Consider the following 24,163-nt stretch of genomic DNA (forward strand, 5'->3'; position numbering starts at 1 on the left):
TGCGATCGATGGGGGGAGGGCGGGTGGAGTGTCACGAGCGTTGGTCGTGACCTACCGGACTGATCCGTGAAAGGTGTCACGACCAACGGTCGTGACCTACAGGATTGATCCCTGCGGGATCAATCCTCGGGAGGTTGGCAGGAATCGCGCACGATCAGGTGCGGGCGCACGCTGGCGATCTGCAGCGCAGGCTGGCCTTCGGGCTGGATCAGCATGGCCGCAGCGGTGCGGCCGGTGTCGCGGGTATGCCGGCGCACCGAGGTCAGCGACGGCCACAGGCGCGAGGCCAGCGGGCTGTCGTCGTAACCGACGATCGACAGCTGGCGCGGAATGTTGATGCCCGCACGCAGCGCGACCTTGTAGATACCGGCGGCCATTTCATCGTTGCCGGTGAAGATCGCCGTCGGCCGGCGCTTGCCCAGCAGCAGTTTCTCGGCGGCGGCCACACCCGATTCGAAGGTGTAGCCGGCCTCGATGATGCGATCCTTCGGCAGCTCGATGCCACGCTGCGACAGCGCCTCGATGAAGCCGGCGGTGCGTTCGTGCGCCGAGCGGTATGCACTGGGGCCGGTCACCAGGGCGATGTCACGGTGGCCCAGCGAAAGCAGGTAGTCGGCCGCTTCGGCGGCACCGTCGCGGTCGTGGGTGACCACCATCTGCGAGGTTTCATCCAGCGGCAGCGCAGCCACGCGGGTGAAGCGGCAGCCGATCTCGTCCAGCATGTCCGCCAGCGCCTGGTCTTCGGACGCACGCGGCACCAGGATCACCCCATGCAGCTTCTGCTGCTGGGCGAAGCGGCGCACGCCGTCGATGTAGCCCGGGCTGCGGCTGTCGCAGGGGTGCACCACCAGTTCGAAGCTGGAGCCACGCAGCGCATCCAGCGCGCCGTACTGCATGTCCACGATGTACTGCGCGGTGGGGTTGTCGTAGACCATGCCGATCAGGAACGAGCGGCGGAAGGCCAGGCCACGGGCCAGCGGGTCGGGGGTGTAGCCGACTTCGCGCATCAACGCTTCCACCTTGTCGCGCGTGTCCTTGCGCACCAGCGGCGAGTTGTTGATGATCCTTGAAACCGTTTTCTTGGATACACCCGACAGTCGCGCGATGTCGTTGATCGTGGCTGCCTTGCCCTTTGCCAATGCCGGCGTAGCGGCATCGTTCTTGTTGCGCACTGACATGTAGTGAACCCGATAAGCCTGGGGATTCCAGCGCGCGCTCAGTCCAGCGCGCGATAGCGGAAGCTGCGGAAGGTTACCGCACCGTTGCCGGCCGCATACAGGGCCGGTTTCAGTGCCAGGAACTTGCCGGCCACATTGTGATGGTAACCGGACACTTCCATCTGAACCGGATACTTCTGCCAGGTCTGGCCATCGGCACTGGAATGGATGGTGACGATGTGGCGGTTGTTGGTCACCCGCAGCCAGAGCCGGCCGCCCTTGGCGCTGGCCGCCAGCCGGGTGGGGCGCTCCTCGCCGTAGCGGTGCATGACGAACTGCTCGCCGTTGCTGCCCACGCCCACATACAGGCGGTCGCTGTAGAACAGCAGGGCACCGCCCACCGCGCCGGGGGCGATCTCCATCTGCACCTCGAACTGGTAGGCCGGATCCCCGGCAATGGTCGTCAGCGGCGAGGCGTCGCGCGGCGTGCTGCCCTTGCCCTGCAGGACCAGGCCGTCGCCGCTGAAGTGCAGGCGCCGGTATTCATCCAGCGCCGGGTTGAAGAACGCCCACTGCGGGCCCAGCGTACGGCCGGTGAAAGCATCCGACAGGGCCATGCCGTGCGGTGCCAGCGCGCTGCCCGATGGCTTGCGCAGCGGCTGCCCGAGATCGCCGCCCTTGGCCACGAACCAGCCATCGGCGGTCCATTCGATGGGTTCCAGCAGCGCCTGCCGGCCCAGCGTCCAGAAGCCGTTCTCGTAGCCGTGGTACATCATCCACCAGCGGCCGTCGGTGCCTTCGATCACCGTGGCGTGGCCACGCGACCACCATGGTTCAGCGGCCGACCGGGTGCGCATGATCGGGTTGTTCGGCGCGTTCACCCACGGGCCGTGGATCGAGCGCGAGCGCGCGGTTATCACCATGTGCCCGGTCGGCGGGCCGGCGGTGCCGCCCACCGCAGTGGTCATGTAGTACCAGCCATCGCGGAAGTGGATCTTCGGGCCTTCCTGCGCGTAGGCCTCCACGTCCCAGCTTTCCGGGTAGCGCCAGCCGTCGTACACATGCTTGGGCGTACCCACCACGCTCAGGCCGTCATCGGCCAGCTGCACGTAGTCGCCGCCGCTGAGGAACAGGTAGCGCTTGCCGTCCTCGCCAACCGCGTGGCCGGGGTCGATGTAGCCGCCCAGGCCGATGTCGATCGGCGCACTCCACGGGCCCTTGATGTCATCGGCCCAGACCACGAAGTTGCTGCGGCGCTCACCGGTGCGCGCCGGGAAGTAGATGAAGTAGCGGCCCTGGTGCTTGACGATGTCCGGCGCCCAGATCGCGCCTACGTTCTGCGTGATCGCATGGCCGAGCGGCTGCCAGTTGACCAGGTCGCGCGAGTGCCAGATCGGCAGGCCGGGGTAGGCGTCGAACGAAGACAGGGTGAGGTAGTAATCCTCGCCGTCCTTCAGCACCGACGGATCGGGCCTGTCACCGGCCAGCACCGGGTTGAGGAAGGTACCGTTGCCAAGGTCGCCCTGGCGCTGGTGCTCGATGCCGCGCTTCCACTGCGCGGGCGCGGGATCTGCAGCCAGGGCAGGCAGCGCGGCCAGCAGCAGGCCGAGCAGGGCGGTTGCAGCAGCGCGGTGCAGCGTCGGTGTCATGTGATTGCCTCCGCTCATCAGGCGCGCAGCGCGGCGGGCAGCCACAGCGACAGCGACGGGAAGAAGGTGACGATCAGCAGCACGCCCAGCGCGGCAAACCAGAACGGCCAGATCGTGCGCATGCTCTGGCCGACGCTGATCTTGCCGATGGCGGTACCGATGAACAGCACCGAGCCCACCGGCGGCGTGACCAGGCCGAGGCCACCGGTCAGCACCAGCACCAGGCCGAAGTGGATCGGATCGATGCCATAGGCCTTGGCCACCGGCAGGAAGATCGGCGTGCAGATCAGGATCATCGGTGCCAGGTCCATGAAGGTGCCCAGCAGCAGCAGCATCACCACGATCATCAGCAGCACCATGAACTGGCTGTGCGCGAACGACTGCAGGAAGTCCACCGCCGCCGCAGGCACCTGCAGGTAGGCCAGCAGCCAGCCGAACACCGCCGCGGTGGCGATCACGAACAGGATCACGCCGGTGCTGCGCGCGGCATGGATGACGGTGTCGAAGAACTCACGCCAGCGCAGCTGCCGGTACAGCACGGTGGTGACCAGCAGGGCGTAGACCACGGCGATGGCCGCGCTTTCCACCGCAGTGAAGATGCCGGCGCGGATACCCACGAAGATCAGCGCCACCAGACCCAGGCCGGGCAGGGCGGAGACGATGCGCAGCAGCACCGCGCGCCAGCCCGGGAACACTTCCACGCCATAACCACGGCGACGCGCGACCACGTAGCCGGTGATCATCAACGCCAGGGTCATCAGCAGCGCCGGCACGATGCCGGCGGCGAACAGGTCGGCGATCGACAGGCCACCACCGGCGGCGGCCGAGAACAGGATCAGGTTGTGCGACGGCGGCACCAGCAGCGCCACCAGCGCAGCGGTGATGCTGACGTTGACCGCGAAATCGCGGTCGTAGCCGCGTTTGACCATCTGCGGAATCATCGTGCCGCCCACCGCCGACACATCGGCGATGGCCGAGCCGGATACACCGCCGAAGAACAGCGAGGACAGGATCGAGACCTGGCCCAGGCCGCCGCGCATGCGCCCGACCAGCGATGACGCCAGGGCGATCAGGCGTTCGGAGATGCCGCCGCGCATCATGATCTCGCCAGCGAAGATGAACAGTGGAATGGCGATCAGCGAGGCCGAACCGGTACCTGCGGAGATCTGCTGGACCAGCACGATGCTGGGAATGTCCAGGTAGAGCAGGGTGGCCAGCGCAGCGGCGGCCAGCGCGTAGGCCACTGGCACGCCCAACAACAACAGCGCGGCAAAAACAGAGAACAGGATGGTGATGCCCATGGATCAACGATCTCCTTCAGCGTCGTCGGCATCGGCTGCCGTGGCATGCAGCGCTTTCCACGCACGGTTCAGCGCGAACAACAGCATCAGCGCACCGCCCACGGCCAGCGGCAGGTAGTTGATGCTCTGCGGCAGGTTGGCGCCTGCGGTCTTGATGTCCATTCCATCGAGCAGCAGGTCGGCCGACCAGAACGCGATGAAACCGCCCAGCACGGCCACCACCAGCTGGGTGAACACATCCACCACCCGGCGCAGGCCGGGGCCCATGTAGGCGTGCAGCAGGAAGAAGCCGAAGTGGCGATTGGTATGCACGCCGCAGGCCGCGCCCAGGCTCATGGCGGTGGCCAGCAGCAGCAGGGTCACCGGCTCGGTCCAGCTGGGCGAATCGTTGATCACGTAGCGGGCGAACACCTGCCAGCCCTGCACCACCACCAGCCCCAGCAGCGCGGCCACGGCGACATGGATGGCGATGTCGGCGATGCGGTCCAGCAGGCGTTGGCCGGGGCCGGGTCCGGTGGAAATCGTCGTCTCGGTCATGGCAGTGTCCTCAGGCGGCGGCACGGATGCGGGCGACCAGCGCAGCCAGCTCGGGTTGCTGCAGGTACTGCTGCAGCAGCGGCTGGGCGGCGGCACGGAAGGCGGGCAGGTCCACCTCGTTGGCTTTCACGCCCGAGGCCAGCACCGCGCGGCGCGCGGCATCTTCGGACGCATCCCATTGCTCGCGCATCACCTTCACCGAGGCGCGCGCGGTCTCCAGCAGCAGCTGGCGGTCGGCCGGCTGCAGGCGCTCGAAACTGGCGCGCGACATCAACAGCACGTCCGGCGCATACGAGTGGTCGCTCTGCGACCAGTAGTGCGCGGCCTCGAAGTGGCGGCTGGAGTGGAAGCTGCGCATGTTGTTCTCGGCGCCGTCGATCATGTGCGTCTCCATGCCGGAGAACGTATCGCCCAGCGACATCGGCGTCGGGTTGGCGCCGAGCAGGCGCATCAGCTGGATGAAGATGTCCGAGGACGCCACACGCAGTTTCAGCCCGTGCAGATCACCGGGCTGCACGATCGGATGCTTGGTGTTGTAGAAGCAGCGTGCGCCGGAATCATAGATGGCCAGGCCGACCAGGTCGCGGCTCTCGAAACCACGCAGGACCGCATCGGCAATGCCGCCATCCAGTGCGGCGCGCTGGTGCGCCACCGACTCGAACACGTACGGCAGGCACAGCGCCTGGGTGAGCGGGAAAGCGTTGTTCAACGCACCGGCATACACGCGGGTGATGTCGATGGCACCGAAACGGGCCATGTCGATCGCTTCCGATTCGCGACCGAGTTGGCCCGAATGGTATTGCCGCAGGCGCAGGCGACCGTTGCTTTCGCGCTGCAGGGTTTCGCCGATCCACTTCACCGCGGTCACGGTGGGATAGTCGGCCACGTGCACGTCGGTGGCCGTCAGCAGCTGGCCGCCGTCGATGGCATCGGCGGGCCCGCGGCCACAGGCCGCGAGCATCGGGGTGGCCAGCGCAGCAGCGCCGCCGGCCAGGAAATGTCGTCGTGTGATCATCTGCGCCCTCCCGCGCGTGTTCACCGGATCGTGCGGCGGTTACCCGGCCGGCACGGCCCTGCAGGCAATTTCGCCGAAGCCGGCAAACCGCACCAGCGCCGTCTGCCCCACGGTGATGTCATGGATGCCGGTGGCGTTGCCGGTGGCGATCAGGTCGCCCCGTCGCAACGGCCGGCCGCGCAGCGCCGAACGGGACAACGCGAACGCATACGCCGCGCGCAGGCCGCCGGGCAGCCGGGTGGCACCACCCGTGCCGACCACCTCGCCCTCGATCAGGGTTTCGGCGCGCAGGTCGGTTTCGTCGCGGGCGGTCCAATCGGCGATCTCCGGCCCCAGCACCAGGCCGTTGTTGTTGCCGAAGTCGGACACCACCACGCGCGGGCCGAGTTCGTTGATCGTCGCCAGCGGGCTGCTGGCCACTTCCACGCCGATGTACAGGCGCGCCGGCAGCGCTTCAGCCTGCTCGGGCGTCCAGTGCAGCTGTGCGGCAGGAGCGTCCTCCAACAGCTCCAGCACGTACTCCGCCTCGACCGCGCCGAAGCCGCCGACGAACACCGGAATGTCCACTGTTCCACCGGTAGCATTTTTCAGCTGACGCGAGAAAACCGGGCCCAGCAGGCGGTCGTCCCCGGACGCATCGCGGCGCTCGGCGGCGATGTAGCCGACCTTCCAGCCCACCACCTGGTCATCCCAGCTGGCAATGGCCAGATCCTGCACCTGGTAGGCAGCCACCAGGTCAGGCGGGACAAGGCCCGGGAAGCCGGGCAGGGCCTGGCCGCCGCGGCGCGCGGTGGTGAAAGCGTGGGCGATCGCGGCCGCATCGTCCGGCGCCGGCGTCTGCCCATGTATGCCGTGTTCGTTGCTCAAGAACGGTCTCCCTCTGGCGTTGTTGCACTGCCCATCGACAGCGTCTGCAGGAGGTGTATATGGTAAACCGGTGTCATCGTGCAAGCCGCAGCGCATCACGAGCGCTTTCCGGTGACCTCGTCCACTCTGTTGTCTCCCCGTTGGAGCCCTTTCCACCATGCGTTTTTCCCGTGTGCTGTTGTTGCTGTCAGGCCTGCTGCTGACCGTCCCCGCATCCGCGGCCGATGTGCCGTTGCGCGCAGGCGAACACCTGGGCCGGGAGCTTGCCGGCGAGCAGCTGCCGCTGTGGCAGGCGGGGCAGGTCCCCGGTGAAACGGGCACGGCGCGGCCGGCGCGCGTGGTCGAGCGCAGCGATGATCCAGCCCACCCCGATCGCTTCATCGACCAGGTCGATGCGCCCTACCTGCTGGTGCACACGCCGGCCCGTGCCAACGGCCGCGCGCTGCTGGTGATTCCCGGTGGCGGCTACCAGCGCGTGGTGATCGACAAGGAGGACAGCGCGCTGGTGCCGGAGTGGGTGGACCGTGCCGGCTACACCCTGTTCGTGCTGCGCTACCGCCTGCCGCAGGCCGGCCGCGACCGCCAGGCGGCACTGGCCGACGCGCAGCGCGCACTGCGCGTGGTGCGCGACCAGGCCGCACGGCGCAGGCTGGATGCCGACAGCGTGTCGGTGATGGGCTTCTCCGCCGGCGGCCATGTCGCCGCACGGCTGGCCACCGGTTTCGATGCGCCGGTCTACCCGCCACGCGATGCCATCGATCGCCTCAGCGCGCGTCCCGCACGCGCGGTGCTGGTGTATCCGGTGATCGACATGGGCGCGCATGCACACAGCGGTTCACGCGGACGCCTGCCGGGCGAGCAGCCCGATGCGGCGTTGGCCGCGCAGTATTCGATGCAGCAGCACGTACGCGCGGACATGCCGCCGACGCTGCTGATCCATGCCAACGATGATCGGGTGGTCAACGTGCACAACAGCGAGGTGATGGCGCAGGCACTGGCCAAGGCGGGTGTCGAACACGAGCTGCACCTGTTCGCCCATGGCGGCCATGGCTTCGGCATGCGCATGCCGCCTGATTCAACGCTGGCCGTGTGGCCGCTGCTGGCACAACGCTGGCTGCAGGCGACGGAGGCGGCACATTGAACCAGGGGGATGCCAACCTGCAGCGCCGCCGTTTCCTGCGCGACAGTGCACGCTGGGCGCTGGCCACGGCCACCCTCGCAGCGCTTCCTGCCGCCGCGGTGCCTGGGCCACGTGATGACACACAGGTGGTGGCACGCCTCCGTGCCGGCCGCGTGCGTGGCCAGCGCGAGCACGGCGTGCACGTGTTCCGTGGTCTGCGTTATGGCGCTGACACCTCCGCCTACCGTTTCCAGCCGCCACGGCGCGAGACGGGCTGGCGTGGTATCGCCGACGCCCTGGAATACGCCGCATCTGCGCCACAGAGCGGAGCGGTCGGGCCGGGCAGCGAAGATTGCCTGTTCCTCAACGTCTGGACGCCGGCACTAGGCGACGGCGGCAAGCGGCCGATCCTGGTCTACATCCATGGCGGTGGCTTCAACAACGGCTCTGGCAGCGATCCGCTGTACGACGGCAGCGCATTGTGCAGACGCGGCGACGTGGTGGTGGTCACCGTCAATCATCGCCTGAACACCTTCGGCTACCTGTACCTGGGCGCGCTCGGCGATCCGCGCTATGCGGCCTCCGGCAACGTCGGTCAGCTCGACCTGGTGCAGGCGCTGCAGTGGGTGCGCGAGCACGCGGCGGTGTTCGGCGGCGACGCCGGCAACATCACCGTGTTCGGGCAATCCGGTGGCGGCGCCAAGATCGCCACGCTGATGGCGATGCCCGCAGCGAAAGGCCTGTTCCAGCGCGCGTGGACAATGAGCGGGCAGCAGGTAACCGCCGCCGGTCCACGTGCGGCGGCGCAACGGACTTCGATTGCGATGGAAACCGTGGCCGCGCGCGACCTGCAGGCGTTGCTGCGACTGCCGGCGACCGAGCTGCTGGCCGCCACCCGCGCACGCGATCCCTCGCGGGTGGAAAGCAGCGCGCTGTACTTCGGCCCGGTACTGGATGAGGTGGTGCTGCCGGTGCACCCGTTCTGGCCACAGGCACCGGCGCAGTCCGCGGCGATTCCGATGGTGATCGGCAACACCCGCGATGAGACGCGCGCGTTCCTTGGCAACGACCCGGCCAACTTCACGCTGACCTGGGAGGATCTGCCGGCGCAGCTGGAGAAGCAGCAGTTCGTCGATCTGCTGCCCTCGGTGGTGATCGCAGAATATCGACGCCTGTATCCGCACTACACGCCCTCAGAGGTGTTCTTCGCGGCCACCACCGCCGGCCGCTCGTGGCGTGGTGCGGTGGAGGAACTGGAAGCACGCGCTCGGCAGACAACCGGGGCCGCACCCACCTGGGCCTACCAGCTCGATTGGCCATCCCCGGTGGAAGACGGACGCCTGCGTGCCTTCCATACACTGGATATTCCGCTGGTGTTCGACAACGCCGGCCTGCCTGGCGCGCGTACCGGCGGTGGTGAAGACGCCCGAGCACTCGCAGCGACGATGAGCGATGCGCTGATCGCCTTTGCGCGTACCGGCGATCCCAATCACGCGGGAATGTCGCAATGGGCTCCCTATGGCGTGCCACAACGGCAGACGATGGTGTTCGATCGGCACAGCCACGTGGTTGACGATCCACGTGCCGGCGAGCGTGCGCTCTATGCAAAAGTGCCGTTCGTGCAGCGCGGCACGCAGTGATGACACCGCGGTGCAAACATTCTGTTAACCCGCCTCGGCTAGAGTCGGTTCATGGAAGCGATGTTCACGCCACCGCCGTTCACCGGCCGCGAGCGCTTGATTGCAGGGATTGATGCCGCCGTCTGCCTGGTCGATCCGCAGGCGATCACCGGTGCGCTGCAGCGGGTGCTGCGTGAAGCCATCGTCGATCCGCTGATCGAGTTGCCGCCCTGCGTACGTCGCCCCGTGGACGGCCATTACGCGCGCCGTGAACTGTACCGAAGCGCCACGCTGGGCTACAGCGTGATCGCGATGTGCTGGGGCCCGGGGCAGGGCACGCCACTGCACGACCACGATGCGATGTGGTGCGTGGAGGGCGTGTGGCAGGGCGAGCTGATCGTGACCCCGTACGCGCTGCTGGAACAGCGTGGCGAGCGTCACCGCTTCGCTGCGCAGGAGACGCTGTACGGGCACCGTGGCAGCGCCGGCAGCCTGATTCCGCCGCACGAGTACCACACGCTGCGCAACGCCAGCGACGAGGACGTGGCAGTGTCCGTGCATGTCTACCAGGGCGTGATGGAGCGCAGCGCGGTGTTCGATCCGCTGGATGACGGCTGGTACCAGCGCCGGGTGAAGGTGATGGAGACCGAGGCGTCTTGATTGCGTTGCGCCGGGCATGGCCCGGCGCTACCAGGGCTTGTGCCCAACCGATTCAACCGAGGCGTCCTGATTGCGTTCCGCCGGGCATGGCCCGGCGCTACCAGGGTTGTGCCCAACCGATTCAACCGAGGCGTCCTGATTGCGTTCCGCCGGGCGTGGCCCGGCGCTATCTATCAGGGCTTGTGGCCCACCGATTCATCGGTAGCGCCGGGCCATGCCCGGCGGAAGGCGGAATTCATCGCGGCACATCCACCACATTGTTGAGCCGCGTGACTTCCTCTCCGCCATCGGCCAGCGCAACTCGCACGCGCAGGCCGCCGCGATCCCCTGCCGGCAACGGCAACGACACCACCGCCGTCTTCGGCAGCAGGTCGATCGGTGCCGCCATCGCCGGCACCTCGGTACGTGCGATCTCGCGGCCCCGCGCATCTTCCAGTATCGCCACGCCCACACCGCTGGCCACATGCCCAAGGCCATGCACGGTCACGTGTACCTGGCGCCCGTCCACCCGCACATCGCCACGGCCCACGCCCAGGTCCGGACGCATTTCCACCGGCGTGCCCGCAGACACACGCTCGAATTCGAAGACCTCGGTGCGACCCGGCTGGAACTGCATCGGTACCGACACACTCGTCTCCAGCTGCACCGTGCGCTCGCGCGGCCTACCGTCAATGCGGCCATCGCCATCGGCGTCCATGCCACTGCGCACGCGCCAGGAACCGCTGCCCACGTTCCAGCCGGTCATGTCGGCGGCGATCACGCGCGCGCCGAGGTTGTGGCTGGTGATCGTGAAGCGCTCACGCGAGGGCGCATGCACCAGCAGTGCCACCTGTTCCGCGGCGCCCTCATGATCGAAGCGCCAGCTGACGGTGTGCCCGGGCCAGCTCTGGTTGCGCTTCAGGGCGATGCCGCCCAGCCGCGCACGCTGCAGGAACTCGCTCGGTGCTTCCACCCGGTCGGACCACCAATGGCCCTCGGTGTTCATGTACGCGCGTTGTGCCTTGGCCTGCAGGCCCTCGGCATGCAGCGCATCGATGTACTTCCGCTCGCCGCTGGCCTGCCATGCCATCAGGCTGGCGAAACCGGTCTTTCCGGCGTCGGCCTCGGCGGTCAGCAGCGGGTACCAGTCCTGCTGCCGGCCAAGTGCCTCTACATAGTTCTCGCCAAGGTTGGCCAGCGCGCCGGGGCCGCCGCGCTGCACGCGATAGTCCAGTGCCTGCAGGTACTTCGCATCACCGGTCCAGCGCCATGCCGCCCAGAAGGTGTGCATCGTGTCACCGCTGCCGGAACCGTTGTTGAGTTCGCCGCCGCGGGTCGCACCCGTGGCCCAGTTGATCTCGTTGGGCAGGGTGAAGCGGCCCTTGTCGTCGGTGCCGGCGTGGGCCAGATAGCCATCGGCCAGGCCGATCACCAGCCGGCGCCCGGTCGGGTCGGCGTTGTACTGGCCCAGCAGGAACGCCGGGTGCAGCACCGGGAACGAGTACGGCTTCTGCCACTGCCAGTTGGGTTCGCGGTAGACCTTGTTGCCACCGAACCAGTTGCTGGAGAACAGCACATGGCCCTGCGGGTTGCGCAGGATGATGCGCTCGTCGAACGCCTTCACCGTTTCCATCAGCCGTTCCAGGGTCAGCGGATCGCCCCAGTTGAGGTACAGCATCGCGCTGTTGGTGTTGATGCCTTCCTCGTAGGCATGCAGCTCGTCGGTCTCGATGGTGCTCAGGCCATTGCTGAACATGCCGTTGCGGTACACCGCGTCGGACAATGCGGTCAGCGAGGCATTCAGACGGTCCGGCTGCACGCCCATCAGGGCAAGGCCGGGCCACTGCTGGGTCAGGTCGGAATCATCGGAGATGCCACCACCGAAATCGCCGTAGGCCACCTGCCGCTGATCGATCCACCAGTCGACGAACTGCCGCACCTGCGCCAGGTCCTGCACCTGGTGGAAGGCCCACGTCGGTACGCCCTTGGGCACCTCCGGCGCGGTGTACGGCGGTCGCCCCTGGCTGTTGTAGCTGATGTAGTTCCAGTACAACCGGCCCAGTTCGTGGTCCGGGTCGACGCGCAGCAGATCGCTCAGGTCCGCGTAGACGCGCGCGTACAGGCGCTGGCGCTTGGAGGTGGTGTGTTCCTCCACGAGGAAACCCCAGTTGTCGCGCACCTGGTTGAAGCGGTCGGCCACGTGTTCCTTGAGCGCATCGGCGCGTGGCTTGAACACCAGCCGCACCTGCGCACCGTCCAGTGCCTTGGCGTCGAAGCCGGGCGCAGCCGAGGCGATGCTCAACCACAGGCTGTCGGCGGTGAGGATGCGGTCGCGCAGGTCCAGCCACAGCGTGCGCTTCTGCCCCGGCTGCACCGAGACCGATACATCGATCATGTCGCGCGCCGGCCAGATCGGATCCTTGATGCGGAGGTTCAGCGGGATCAGGCCATCGTGCGTGGCCGGCAGGTCGAGCGCGGGAATATCGATGGCCACGCCATCCAGGCCGTCATGCATGTTCTCCCAGCTGTAGGCCCAGCTGCGGATCAACGGCTGGTTGGCCGGCGCATCGCCCACGCCGGAGGGAATCAGCACGTGCACGATGGGCTTGGGCTGCGTTGGCAACGAATCGGCCGGGCGCCGGCGCGAGCCCGCCCCCTTGGGTAGCGCCATCACCGTGCTGCGTTCGGCCGCCGGGTAGCGGCCTTCGATGTAGCGGCGCAGTGTGTCCAGGTTGGTGTAGTCCGGCAGTGCCTGGCTGTCGATGACATAGGTCTGCTTGACCGTGCCGTCGGGCTCGGCACCTTCGCTCACGCCATACGCCCAGATCTCCTGGATCGGCGTTTCCTGTTCAACGTTGCTGAAGCGCAGCACGCCACCGGTCTGTGCGGGGATGTCGTCCACGCTGCGCACCACACCCTGCGGACGCGTCGCCAGCACCTGGGTGGCATGCGCGGCGTCGCGGCCATGGGCCAGCGTGCCGAACGCCGCGCCGCGGATCTCCACCCGGTTGACGGTCTCGCCGGCCGGCACGGTCAGGTCCAGATGCTGGCCGCTTTCCACATACGTGTTCCAGTCCGGCAACTGGAAGTAGTCGTTGCGGCCGGGCAGGCGCGAGCGGTTGTAGACACCCGGCCAGGTGGTCTCGGCGATGCCGTCGGTGGCCTTCCACATCCACGCCTTGAGGTCGCGGGCATCGTCGAATTCGATCTTGCGGATGCGCGTGCTGGCTGCGGTCAATGGCGGTGGCGGCGCGCCTTCCCAGCCGAAGCGATGGCGCCAGGCACGATCATCGGCAGCGCTGGCAACGGCGCTTTCGGCGGCCTTGCCGCGCGCGAGCGCACTGACGGCCGCAGCATCGAGCATGCGGTCATACACGCGGATGTGCTGGAAATCGCTGCCACGCAGGAAGTTGTAGCGGCTCTGCACCTGGTAGGGCGCCATCACCCGCCCGGCCAGGCCGAGCTGGTCCAGCGCGGCATCGTAATCGCCGCTGGCCTGCACACGCGCCACCTCGCGGCCATCGACGAACAGGCGTACACCCTGGTCTTCGTCCCAGGCGAAGGCCAGGTGCAGCCACTGGTCCGCACGTGGCGGCGTGTCCATGCGGAACGACACGCGCGTGCGGGCGAGGTTGGCATCGGTGACGAACGCATCGAAACCATGCCCGTTCCAGTCGATGCGCAGCCAGGCCATGTCCCAGCTGCTGTGGTCGGCATAGCCGACGCGGAAGATCACGAACGGTGCTTCGCCCACCGCGTAGCGCGCGCGCCAGTCGAAGGCGAGGGTGCCACGCTGGGCGAGGATGTTGCCGGGTGCATCCCAGGCCAGCACGCCGTCGTCCTGCCACTGGATGGCCTTGCCGCGCGCTCCGTCGTCGACGATGTCGACCTTGTCGCGGAAGTTCGGCACCGCCTCACCCTGCGCCACCACGGCCTCAAGGCCTTTGCCGGCATCGACATGGAACAGCAGCGTGGGCGCATCGGCGGCGGCCATCGCGGGGCCGGCAGCCAGGGCCACCGCCAGCAACAGGCAGCGGGACAGGGTCGAGCGGTGCGGCATCAGGCGTTTCCTTTCAACGGGCGACGGCCGGCGAGGGCCGCCGGACCGTAGCAAGGCCACGCCGCGACGGCACCTTGCGGCGCAGCAGCGGTCGTGGCGAACGACGGCGTGCCGGGTGGCACGCCGTCGGCGTTGCTCAGAACTTGTAGCGCAGCCCCAGCAGGTACTGGCGGCCGGTCTCGGTGTACTGCAGCGGCAGGCGACCGGTCAGCGGCGAGTACACCCACTCGTCGGACGCTTCGTTGGTCAGGTTGATGCCTTCCAGGCTCAGTTCCAGCTGGTCGCTGATCTTGTAGCGAATGGATGCATCGAACACCGTGGTACCGGTCATTCCGTGGTAGCCATCGAGGTTGAAGCCGGTTTCCTGGCCCGGTGCCTGGGTCAGGTAGTCATCGCGGTTGGTGGCCGAGATGCGCCCGGCGAACTTCTCGCCTTCATAGAACAGCGTGGCGTTCCACGAGGACTTCGACAGGCCGGTCAGGTCGGTCTTCATCACCGGCTGCCCGGCCGCGTTGATGTACTGGATCTTCGATTCCACCCAGGTGTAGTTCAACTGCATGCCCAGGTTGGCCCACTTGCCCGGCAGGAAGGTGAAGGGCTGGGTGTAGTTGGCCTCCACGCCGTGCAGTTCGCCGCCCGGGGTGTTGACCGGCTTGCTGTAGGTGAAGTCATCGGTGGCCGAGGCGCCGGTGCCGACCAGCAGAGAAGCCGGCAGGCCGCTGTCACTGTACGGACGCACTTCGCGGGTGGTCTGTACGAAGCTCTCGATGTCCTTGTAGAACAGGCCGATGCCGGCCATTGCGCCCTCGGCAAAGTACCACTCGAAACCAAGGTCGACATTGGTTGCGCGGATCGGATCCAGCATCGGGTTGCCGCTGGAGATGGTGCGTGCACCACCGGCCACGGCCACTGTCGCGCCCGGGGTCAGGCTGCCCAGCCCCGGACGGCTCATCACCTTGGCCGCACCCAGCCGGATCAGGAAGTCCGGGGTGACTTCCGCCACCAGGTTGAACGAGGGCAGGGTGTCATCGTAGGTACGGCTGACCGTGGTTTCGACGGTGCCGTTGGCCAGCGTCGACTGCCCGGTGGCCGACTGCTTGGTGCGCACGTAGCGCACACCGAAATTGCCCGACAACGGCAGCGAGCCCAGTTCGGTGGAGAACTCGCCCATCAGGTAGGCGCCTCGGTCCTTCTCTTCGACGCTGCGCACGTTGTTGGCGCGCGGGGCGACGGCGAAGGTGCCGCTGTTGCTGTAGATGTCGAGCTGTTCGGCGATCGCATCCAGGTCCGGCACGACCCAGTTCGACGGACTACCGTTGATGCCCTTCAGTCCGGCCTGCTCGGTCAGGTTCACCGGCACGATCTTGTTGCCGCCGGCGAAGTTGGGCACGGCCAGTTCGCTGGCGCGGCGCAGTTCGACGGTCTTGAACGTGTAGTCCTTGGCCAGCACGCCGCCCTTCAGGCGGAAGCCCGGGCTGATGTTCCAGTTGAAGTCGATCTGGCCGGTGTCGAAGTCGTTGTCAACGTACTGCGGACGCAGGCGGATCTCGGCCAGTTCCCAGCCGTTGGGATTGGTCGGGTCGATGCCGTAGTTGAGGATCGGCGCACGGCTGTTGCCACGGTAGTCGTAGCTGTAACCGTCGACGTCGTACTTGTCCATGATGACGGTGGTCTGCACCGGGTTCTCGTGCTTGGAGCGCGAGATGCCGATCTTGCCGGACAGGGTGAAGTCATCACCGAAGCGGTGCTGGCCGTTCAGCGCGATCTGCTTGAACTCGGTGCTCCACTCGTCGTGGCGGTTCTCGGTGCGGATGTCGACGTTGTCGAATTCGCCGTAGAGCAGTGCGTTGTCGCGGATCTCGCCGTTCTTGACGATGGTGGTCGGCTTGCCCGACAGGCGTGCGCTCGCATTGGCGCCGCGGCTGAAGGAAATCGCTTCGATGTAGTGCTCGTCGCGCGTTGCATCGATCTTCGAGTACAGCGCATCCAGCGAGATCTCGGTGGCGTCGTTCGGCTTCCACTGCAGCGAACCGGTCACGCCCAGACGCTTCTGCTCATGCTCCATCTGCACGTAGCGCGGGAAGCGCGGATGGAACACATCGGCGCCACGCGCGGCGGCGAACGGCGAGGACGCGGCGAAGTTGCCGTTGCTCGGGCCGTTGGCCCAGCGACCGGTGTTGGAGCCTTCCTCCAGCGCCTGGCGCTCGGAATAGGCCACCGACAGCAGCGCGCCGAAGGTGCCATCGGCGAAGGTGTTGGAGACCAGCGCGGCAATGCGCGGATCGGCCTTTTCGGCCATCGCGTTGTAGCTGGCCTGGCCACTGGCGGCGAAGGTGAACCCGTCGTAGTCGAACGGGCGCGCGGTGCGCAGATCGACGGTGGCGCCCAGCGAGCCTTCCTCGACGTCGGCCGAGGCGGTCTTGCGCACCAGCAGCTGCGAGAACAGGTCCGAGGCGAAGACGTTGAAGTCGAAGCCACGGCCGCGGTTGGTGCCGCCGCTCTGGTCACCGGCGCCGACCGTGGTCAGCGCTTCCATGCCATTGATGCGCACGCGGGTGAATTCCGGGCCGAGGCCACGCACCGAGATGTTGCGGCCTTCGCCGGCCTCGCGGGTGATGACCACGCCCGGGATGCGCTGCAGCGACTCGGCCAGGTTCAGGTCCGGGAACTTGCCGATGTCCTCGGCAACGATGGCATCGACCACGCCGGCTTCGCCGCGCTTGATGTCCAGCGCCTTCTCCACGCTGGCGCGGTAGCCGGTGACGGTGACCGTATCCAGGTCGGTGGCGTTCGGGTTGGCGCTCTGCTGCTGCGCGCCGGCGTTGCCTGCCAGGGCCAGTGCGACGGCCAACGCGAGCAAGGTAACCGGTGTCTTTTTTTCATGGTTCCGAGAATGCATGCCTTTCCCCTCTCCCAAAGGTCTGGTATCGCGGCTGTTTCAGCGGGATGACACCGCTGGTCAGGCCGGACGTTAACAGCACGTTCCCGATCCGGCATCTTGCACCGCAACAGATCTGAAATGTCTCCAAGACGCTTGCAGGACAATGCTTCCAACAGTTTGGTAGGCTAAGGGCAAGGATGGGCGGGATTGAAATGACACCGCTAGCCAATTCCACGCCCCACGCGTGGTCCACTACCACGCCGCCCAGTGTCACATGCGGGCGGCACGCGTGAAGGAGCAGAAATGGGTCGTATCGTGTGTTTCGGGGAACTGCTGCTGCGCCTGGGTGCGCCCGGTCGCGAACTGCTGCTGCAGTCGCCGCAGCTGCAGGTGCATGTCGGCGGCGCCGAGGCGAACGTGGCTGTCTCGCTGTCCCGCTTTGGACATGACGTGGCCATGGTCAGCACCGTTGCCGGCAACGCGCTCGGCGCGCATGCGCTGGCCGAACTGCGCCGGCATGGGGTCGACACGCGCGGCGTGCGCGAAGATGCCGAGGGCCGCATGGGCCTGTACTTCCTGACCACCGGCGCGGTGCAACGGGCCAGCGAAGTGGTCTACGACCGTGCCGATTCGGCATTCGCCAACAGCACCGCCGCCGACTACGACTGGCCCGCATTGCTGCAGGGCGCGCAGTGGCTGCACCTGTCCGGGGTCAGCCCGGCGCTGGGCGCGGACGTGGCGCAGGCCACCCTGGCCGCAGCGCGCGCCGCGCGTGCACTGGGCGTACGCGTGTCCTTCGATGGCAACTTCCGGCCGAAGCTGTGGCAACGCTGGGGTGGCGATGCGCGGGCGATCCTGCACGAACTGTTCGCGCAGGCCGACATCGTCTTTGCCGACTACCGCGATATCGAAGTCATCCTCGGCCAGCGTTTCGAACAGGCCGACGTGGTCGCGCGCGTGGAAGCGGCGGCAGCGGCCGCGTTCGAGGCGTTCCCGCAGCTGCAGTGGATGGCCTGCACCCAGCGGCAGACGCTGAGCGTGGACCACCATGCGCTGGGCGCGCTGCTGCTCGGCCGCGATGGCACCCGCGCACAGGCCCCGGTACGCCAGCTGCAGGGCATCGTCGACCGCATCGGCGGCGGTGATGCCTTCGCGGCAGGCATCCTGCATGGCATCCTGTCGGCCTTCGATGCCGACGCCACCGTGCGCTTCGGCCTGGCCGCCGGGGGCCTGAAGCATTCCATTCCCGGCGATTTCAATCCCGTCAGCGAAGCTGATGTGTTGGCCCTGGTGGGCGAGGAGCGATTCGATGTCCGGCGCTGATCCACGCGTTCGTGCGGTACTGAAACTGGCACCGGTGATTCCGGTGTTGACCCCCGATGACATCGACGATGCGGTACAGGTCGCGCATGCGCTGTTCCGTGGCGGCCTGCCGGTGATCGAGGTGACCCTGCGCACGCCGCGTGCGCTGGAAGCCATCAAGGCGATGGTCGAGGCCGTGCCGGATGCGGTGATTGGTGCCGGCACCGTGCTCGATGCCGCGCAGATGCAGGCGGTGAAACAGGCCGGCGGCCGCTTCGCGGTGTCGCCCGGGGCGACCCCACGGCTGTATGCCGCCGCGCGCGATGCCGATCTGCCCTACCTGCCTGGCGTGGCCACCGGTTCGGAGCTGATCGTCGGCCTGGAACACGGCCTGGACACCTTCAAGTTCTTCCCGGCGGTGCAGGCCGGTGGTGCGGCGATGCTGTCGGCGTGGCACGGCCCGTTCGGCGATGTGCGCTTCTGCCCGACCGGCGGCATCAGTGCACAGACCGCCAGCCAGTTCCTGCATCTGCCCAACGTGCTGTGCGTGGGCGGTTCGTGGCTGACCACCGCCGCGCTGATGCAGACCCGCGACTGGGACAGCGTCGAGCGCCTGGCACGCGAGGCCGCGGTGCTGGCGGGCTGATCCCTCGGCCCCTGCTGGAGCCGGGCACAGACCCGGCGCCAGCGCATCCGCTCAGCCGCGTGGTGTACCCAGCCGGCGGTACAGGGTGCTGCGGTTGATCCCCAGCCGCTTGGCGGCCGCGCTGACGTTGCCCTGGCACTCGGCCAGCGCCTGGCGCATGGCCGCCTCGGCGATTTCCTCCAATGCCCCGCTGGCAGGCACTGCGGGCGCGGTGGGCGTGCCAGCACGTACGTCCGCGGGCAGCAGCTGCGGGCCCACCGGTTGCCCCCGCTCAGCCAGTGCGGCCAGCGTGCGCAGGCAGGCACTCAGCTGGCGCAGGTTGCCGGGCCAGGCATGGGCGGCCAGCGCCGCGCGGGCCTGCGACGACAACGCATGGCCCTGTCCCAGCTGCTGCCACAGGGCATCCACCACGGCAGCGCGATCGGGGTGCTGCCGCAACGGCGCCAGGGTCACCACGTGGTCGGCGATGCGGTAATACAGATCCGCACGGAAGCGACCGGCATCCACCGCCTGCGGCAGTTCGCAGTGGCTGGCGCAGACCAGTGCGAAATCCAGTTTCACCGGCTTGCCGCCGCCCAGCGGTGACAGCTCGCGTTCCTGCAGCACGCGCAGCAGGCGCGGTTGCAGCGCCAGCGGCATGTCGCCGATCTCATCGAGGAACAACGTACCGCCCTCGGCCTGCCGCAGCAGGCCCGGGCTGCCCTGCCGGCGCGCACCGGTAAAGGCACCCTCCTCGTAGCCGAACAGCTCTGCTTCGATCAGGCCTTCCGGCAGCGCCGCGCAGTTCACCGCGACGAAGGGCTTTCCCGCACGCGTGCTGCGTGCGTGCAGTTCCCGCGCGAAGACTTCCTTGCCGGTGCCGGTCTCGCCCTGCAGCAGCACCGGCAACCCGGCCTGCAGCACGCGTCCTGCGGTGGCCAGTTGTTGTTGCTGCCCGGTATCGAACAGTGGGCCCTGCGCACTCGCCGGCAACGGCGCGGTCGGTCCAGGCGTAGCCACACTGCGTCGCGACGCACGGGCCTCGCGCACGCCGTACAGACGACGGCCCTGGCGATCAAGCAGCACGCCGTCATCTGCCAGCCGCGACAGCGGTTGTTCGAACAGCGCTTCGTACGGCGTGCGGCCGATGTCCTGGCGATCCAGTCCGAACAAGGCAAGGCCGGCACGATTGGCCGCGACCAGGCGACCGCCGCGGAAGCCGAGCACGCCTTCGCGCGCACTGCCCAGCAGCGCGGGTTGATGATGCAGGCGCAGCAGCTCGCAGTCGGCCAGGCCGTCGGCGAAACCGCGGTGCTCGATCTGCGCTACCGCCTGCCGCACCAGCGCCAGCGCGTGCACATGTGGCAGCCGCGCGTCGCCGGACACATCGAGCACACCCAGGCACTGCCCGTAGGGATCCAGGATCGGCACGGCCGAACAGGTGAGGATGCCGTGCGGGGCGAAGTAGTGCTCGCCGCCACGCACCTGCAGCGCGCGCCCGTCGACCAGCGCGGTGCCGATCGCGTTGGTGCCGACCGTGCCCTCGTCCCAGCGCATGCCCGGCATCAGCGCGACACGACCCGCCTTGTCGAGGAAACCGGCACTGCCTTCGGCGTCGAGGATCCAGCCGTCTTCATCGGTCAGCAGCACGATGCTGCCGCTGTGGGTCATTTCCGCAGCCAGTCCATCCAGCTCCGGGCGCGCTTGTCGCCACAGGCGCTCGCGGCGCTGGCGCAGTTCGCGCAGGCGGTTGTCGGTCAATGGTTCGGCGGCCGGCTGCGCATCCACCAGCAGGCCGTGCCGTTGGCAGCGTTGCCAGGAATGCAGGATCGCCTCGGGCACCGCGCCGACGGGAGCAGCGCCGCGCTCGAAGAAACTGCGCCGGGCACTTCCCAGGCGGGGATCGGGAGCAAGCGGGGACACCGACAGCCTCCTGTGTCGCACATTGCGACAGTTGTTGCGGGACCTGTCCCGATTAACAGCACACCCCGCGTCGGCCTGCAACGACCGCGCCTGCTGCGCTGCCGCAGGGCGCGCGACAGGATGACCGACAGTCGGGCGATGAAGGCGTGATGCAGCGCAGCAGGCCACAGTTGGCATCGTCTTTGCGCCGGTGGATGCACCATGCCCACCACAGGAGCCGCCATGAACGCCGTACCGTCCACCCGCCCGCATGCCACCGATCCGCGCTCCCTGTTCAAGCCGCGCTATGGCAACTACATCGGTGGCGAATGGATCGCCCCGCGCAGCGGCCAGTACTTCGACAACATCTCGCCGGTGAACGGCCAGGAGTTCACTGAAGTTGCCCGCTCCAACGCCGAGGACATCGACGCCGCACTCGATGCCGCGCACGCCGCAAAGGACGCCTGGGGCCGCACGTCGGCCGCCCACCGTGCGCTGCTGCTCAACCGCATCGCCGATCGCATCGAACAGAACCTGGAACTGCTGGCCCACGCCGAGACCTGGGACAACGGCAAGCCGATCCGCGAGACGCTCAACGCCGACGTGCCGTTGATGGCCGACCACTTCCGCTACTTCGCCGGTTGCCTGCGTGCGCAGGAGGGCCGCCTGTCGCAGATCGACGACGACACCGTGGCCTATCACTTCCACGAACCGCTGGGCGTGGTCGGGCAGATCATCCCGTGGAACTTCCCGCTGCTGATGGCGGCCTGGAAGCTGGCGCCGGCGCTGGCCGCCGGCAACTGCGTGGTGCTCAAGCCTGCCGAGCAGACCCCGGCGTCGATCCTGGTGCTGATGGAGGTGATCGGCGACCTGCTGCCGCCGGGCGTGCTCAACGTGGTCAACGGCTTCGGCCTGGAGGCGGGCAAGCCGCTGGCCAGCAGCCCGCGCATCGCCAAGATCGCCTTCACCGGCGAGACCTCCACCGGCCGCCTGATCATGCAGTACGCCAGCCAGAACCTGATTCCGGTGACGCTTGAGCTGGGCGGCAAATCGCCGAACCTGTTCTTCGCCGACGTAATGGCCGAGGACGATGATTTCCTCGACAAAGCGGTGGAAGGTTTCGTCATGTTCGCCTTCAACCAGGGCGAGGTCTGCACCTGCCCGTCGCGCGCACTGGTGCAGGAATCGATCTACGAACGCTTCATGGAGCGTGTGCTCGAACGCGTGGCGGCGATCCGCCAGGGCAATCCGCTGGACCCGAACACCATGGTGGGTGCGCAGGCATCGGGCGAACAGCTGGAGAAGATCCTGTCCTACATCGCCATCGGCCGCGAGGAAGGCGCCGAGGTGCTGATTGGTGGCGACAAGGCCGCGCTCGGTGGCGACCTGGCCGGCGGCTTCTATGTGCAGCCGACCGTGTTCAAGGGCCACAACGGCATGCGCGTGTTCCAGGAGGAGATCTTCGGGCCGGTGGTGTCGGTGACCACGTTCAGGACCGAAGAAGAAGCGCTGCAGATCGCCAACGACACGCTGTACGGGCTGGGTGCCGGCGTCTGGAGCCGCGATGCCGCGCGACTGTACCGGGTGGGCCGCGCGATCCAGGCCGGGCGGGTATGGACCAACTGCTATCACGCCTACCCGGCGCACGCCGCGTTCGGCGGCTACAAGCAGTCGGGCATCGGCCGCGAGAACCACCGGATGATGCTCGACCATTACCAGCAGACCAAGAACCTGCTGGTCAGCTACGCACCGAAGAAGCTCGGCTTCTTCTGAGGATTGATCGGGATCAAGGCGCGGGCATGGGGCCGGCGCCATCCTGTCTGCAAGCGCACTACGGAGAAGCACGCATGAACAGAACCATGAAGGCCGCCGTCGTCCGTGAGTTCGGCAAGCCGCTGGTCATCGAGGAAGTCGTGGTACCGCGCCCGGGGGCGGGCGAGGTGCTGGTCAAGATCGAGGCCTGCGGCGTCTGCCACACCGACCTGCACGCCGCCGAGGGCGACTGGCCGGTGAAACCGAACCCGCCGTTCATCCCCGGCCACGAGGGCGTGGGGCACGTCGTGGCCGTGGGAGGCGGGGTAGGGCACATCAAGGAAGGTGACAGGGTCGGCATCCCCTGGTTGTACTCGGCGTGTGGCCATTGCGAACACTGCCTGGGTGGCTGGGAAACGCTGTGCGAAACGCAGCGCAATACCGGCTACTCGGTCAACGGCGGCTTCGCCGAGTACGCATTGGCCGATGCCAACTATGTCGGCCTGCTTCCGAAGGAAGTGGGCTTTGTGGAGATCGCACCGGTGCTGTGCGCCGGCGTCACCGTGTACAAGGGCCTGAAGGTCACCGACACCAAGCCCGGTGATTGGGTGGCCATTTCCGGTATCGGCGGCCTCGGCCACATGGCCGTGCAGTACGCCCGCGCGATGGGCCTGAACGTGGCAGCAGTGGATGTGGACGACGCCAAGCTGGCCCTGGCCAGACGCCTGGGCGCACAGGTCACCGTCAACGCGCGCACCACCGATCCGGCCGCGTTCCTGAAGAAGGAGATCGGTGGCGCGCATGGTGCGCTGGTCACCGCGGTTTCGCCCAAGGCCTTCGAACAGGCGCTGGGCATGGTCCGTCGCGGCGGCACGGTCTCGCTCAACGGCCTGCCACCGGGCAACTTCCCACTGGACATCTTCGGCATGGTGCTCAACGGCGTCACCGTACGCGGCTCGATCGTCGGCACCCGCCTGGACCTGCAGGAATCGCTGCAGTTCGCCGCCGAAGGCAAGGTTGCCGCCACGGTCAGCACCGACCGCCTGGAGAACGTCAACGAGGTGTTCGCGCGCATGCACGCCGGCACCATCGAAGGCCGCGTGGTGATCGACTTCGCTGCCTGACCCCCCTGTGCATGGCCGCCGTGTCCGTTTCCCTCTCCCACGGGCACGGCGGCCATGCCGATCTGCCGGCAGCGCCGCGCACCCCGGCGGCCGTACAATGCGCGCATGCCCGGCACGCTCAAGACCGTCTTTCTCTCCCTGCTCGCGCTGATCGGCGCGCTGCTCGCGCTGGCTCTGGTCAGCAGTGCCGCGGGCTGGCTGCCATCGCTGCTGCGCATGACGCCGGGAAGCGAGGCCCAGCTCGGCTGGGACCTGGCATTCACCGTGCTGGGTGGCATCGCCGCCATTGCCTTCGCCACGTATTACGCGCCGTGCTGGCCACGCGCGCATGGCACCTCGATCTGGTCACTGCTGGTGCTCGGCGCGGGCTATGGCCTGTGGGTGATGGGCGGCGACTTCCCGCACTGGTTCGTCATCGGCCTGCTGGTTTCGCTGCCGGTGCAGTTGCTGCTGGGCTGGTGGTTCGGCCGCCGCGCATCGCGCGATCGGCGCTGAGCGGATACCGGTAGTGGCGGGCGCCGGGCCGCCCCCCCCCCCCCCCCCCCCCGGGGCCCCCCCCCCCCCCCCCCCCCCCCCCCCCCCCCCCCCCCCCCCCCCCCGCGCGCCCGCCCGG

The 24,163-nt window shown here is 67.8% G+C and carries 17 protein-coding genes; 8 read left to right on the forward strand and 9 right to left on the reverse strand.

Going from position 1 to position 24,163, the window contains the following annotated elements; genetic code table 11:
- Positions 1-119 precede the first annotated feature (119 nt).
- Genes ABIA73_RS06440 through ABIA73_RS06465 form a run of 6 tightly spaced genes read right to left on the reverse strand, consistent with a single transcriptional unit; the run spans position 120 to position 6,526 of the window.
- Positions 120-1,178: a LacI family DNA-binding transcriptional regulator gene (locus ABIA73_RS06440; RefSeq protein ID WP_025875485.1), complete on the reverse strand. Its 1,059-nt coding sequence runs from the start codon at positions 1,176-1,178 to the stop codon at positions 120-122.
- A 38-nt stretch (positions 1,179-1,216) separates the two neighbouring features.
- On the reverse strand, positions 1,217-2,806 hold the full coding sequence (locus ABIA73_RS06445) for a family 43 glycosylhydrolase (protein WP_100437248.1): 1,590 nt from the start codon (positions 2,804-2,806) through the stop codon (positions 1,217-1,219).
- Positions 2,807-2,823: 17 nt separating this feature from the next.
- A complete protein-coding gene (locus ABIA73_RS06450) occupies positions 2,824-4,107 on the reverse strand; it encodes a TRAP transporter large permease (protein WP_025875489.1) in 1,284 nt (427 codons plus the stop codon).
- 3 nt (positions 4,108-4,110) lie between these two features.
- Positions 4,111-4,644: a TRAP transporter small permease gene (locus ABIA73_RS06455; protein ID WP_134831779.1), complete on the reverse strand. Its 534-nt coding sequence runs from the start codon at positions 4,642-4,644 to the stop codon at positions 4,111-4,113.
- 10 nt (positions 4,645-4,654) lie between these two features.
- Positions 4,655-5,659 (reverse strand): TRAP transporter substrate-binding protein, encoded by a 1,005-nt coding sequence (locus tag ABIA73_RS06460; protein ID WP_025875493.1) that lies wholly within the window; start codon positions 5,657-5,659, stop codon positions 4,655-4,657.
- Between the two features lie 39 nt (positions 5,660-5,698).
- Complete coding sequence (locus tag ABIA73_RS06465; protein WP_117309136.1) at positions 5,699-6,526, reverse strand: 2-keto-4-pentenoate hydratase; 828 nt, start codon at positions 6,524-6,526, stop codon at positions 5,699-5,701.
- A 157-nt stretch (positions 6,527-6,683) separates the two neighbouring features.
- On the opposite strand from ABIA73_RS06465, the gene ABIA73_RS06470 reads away from it, so the two are divergent.
- Genes ABIA73_RS06470 through ABIA73_RS06480 form a run of 3 tightly spaced genes read left to right on the forward strand, consistent with a single transcriptional unit; the run spans position 6,684 to position 9,925 of the window.
- Positions 6,684-7,667: an alpha/beta hydrolase gene (locus ABIA73_RS06470; protein ID WP_354275561.1), complete on the forward strand. Its 984-nt coding sequence runs from the start codon at positions 6,684-6,686 to the stop codon at positions 7,665-7,667.
- Complete coding sequence (locus ABIA73_RS06475; RefSeq protein ID WP_354275562.1) at positions 7,664-9,286, forward strand: carboxylesterase/lipase family protein; 1,623 nt, start codon at positions 7,664-7,666, stop codon at positions 9,284-9,286. Before ABIA73_RS06470 ends, ABIA73_RS06475 begins: the two co-directional genes overlap by 4 nt.
- A 51-nt stretch (positions 9,287-9,337) precedes the next feature.
- Complete coding sequence (locus tag ABIA73_RS06480) at positions 9,338-9,925, forward strand: cysteine dioxygenase family protein (protein WP_248151906.1); 588 nt, start codon at positions 9,338-9,340, stop codon at positions 9,923-9,925.
- Between the two features lie 235 nt (positions 9,926-10,160).
- On the opposite strand, the gene ABIA73_RS06485 is transcribed toward ABIA73_RS06480, so the two are convergent.
- Complete coding sequence (locus ABIA73_RS06485) at positions 10,161-13,964, reverse strand: LamG-like jellyroll fold domain-containing protein (protein ID WP_354275563.1); 3,804 nt, start codon at positions 13,962-13,964, stop codon at positions 10,161-10,163.
- Between the two features lie 136 nt (positions 13,965-14,100).
- Positions 14,101-16,863 (reverse strand): TonB-dependent receptor, encoded by a 2,763-nt coding sequence (locus ABIA73_RS06490; RefSeq protein ID WP_354275564.1) that lies wholly within the window; start codon positions 16,861-16,863, stop codon positions 14,101-14,103.
- 285 nt (positions 16,864-17,148) lie between these two features.
- On the opposite strand from ABIA73_RS06490, the gene ABIA73_RS06495 reads away from it, so the two are divergent.
- Together ABIA73_RS06495 and eda are read left to right on the forward strand one after the other, a co-directional pair.
- Complete coding sequence (locus ABIA73_RS06495; RefSeq protein ID WP_080150218.1) at positions 17,149-18,168, forward strand: sugar kinase; 1,020 nt, start codon at positions 17,149-17,151, stop codon at positions 18,166-18,168.
- Positions 18,155-18,793: a bifunctional 4-hydroxy-2-oxoglutarate aldolase/2-dehydro-3-deoxy-phosphogluconate aldolase gene (gene eda, locus ABIA73_RS06500; protein ID WP_354275565.1), complete on the forward strand. Its 639-nt coding sequence runs from the start codon at positions 18,155-18,157 to the stop codon at positions 18,791-18,793. The genes ABIA73_RS06495 and eda overlap by 14 nt, the downstream gene beginning before the upstream one ends.
- A 51-nt stretch (positions 18,794-18,844) precedes the next feature.
- Here the strand turns inward: eda and ABIA73_RS06505 are convergent, their stop codons facing one another.
- A complete protein-coding gene (locus ABIA73_RS06505) occupies positions 18,845-20,695 on the reverse strand; it encodes a sigma-54-dependent Fis family transcriptional regulator (protein WP_263930308.1) in 1,851 nt (616 codons plus the stop codon).
- A 222-nt stretch (positions 20,696-20,917) separates the two neighbouring features.
- On the opposite strand from ABIA73_RS06505, the gene adh reads away from it, so the two are divergent.
- From adh to ABIA73_RS06520, 3 genes are all read left to right on the forward strand, one after another.
- Entirely contained in the window at positions 20,918-22,447 is a 1,530-nt protein-coding gene (gene adh / locus ABIA73_RS06510) for an aldehyde dehydrogenase (RefSeq protein WP_354275566.1), read from the forward strand.
- A 74-nt stretch (positions 22,448-22,521) separates the two neighbouring features.
- Complete coding sequence (gene adhP / locus ABIA73_RS06515) at positions 22,522-23,550, forward strand: alcohol dehydrogenase AdhP (RefSeq protein ID WP_025875513.1); 1,029 nt, start codon at positions 22,522-22,524, stop codon at positions 23,548-23,550.
- Between the two features lie 105 nt (positions 23,551-23,655).
- On the forward strand, positions 23,656-24,045 hold the full coding sequence (locus tag ABIA73_RS06520; RefSeq protein WP_025875515.1) for a hypothetical protein: 390 nt from the start codon (positions 23,656-23,658) through the stop codon (positions 24,043-24,045).
- The last annotated feature ends 118 nt before the right edge of the window (positions 24,046-24,163 follow it).

The organism is Stenotrophomonas sp. 2694 (assembly GCF_040548715.1).
In the GTDB taxonomy this organism is placed as follows: Bacteria; Pseudomonadota; Gammaproteobacteria; order Xanthomonadales; family Xanthomonadaceae; genus Stenotrophomonas; species Stenotrophomonas indicatrix.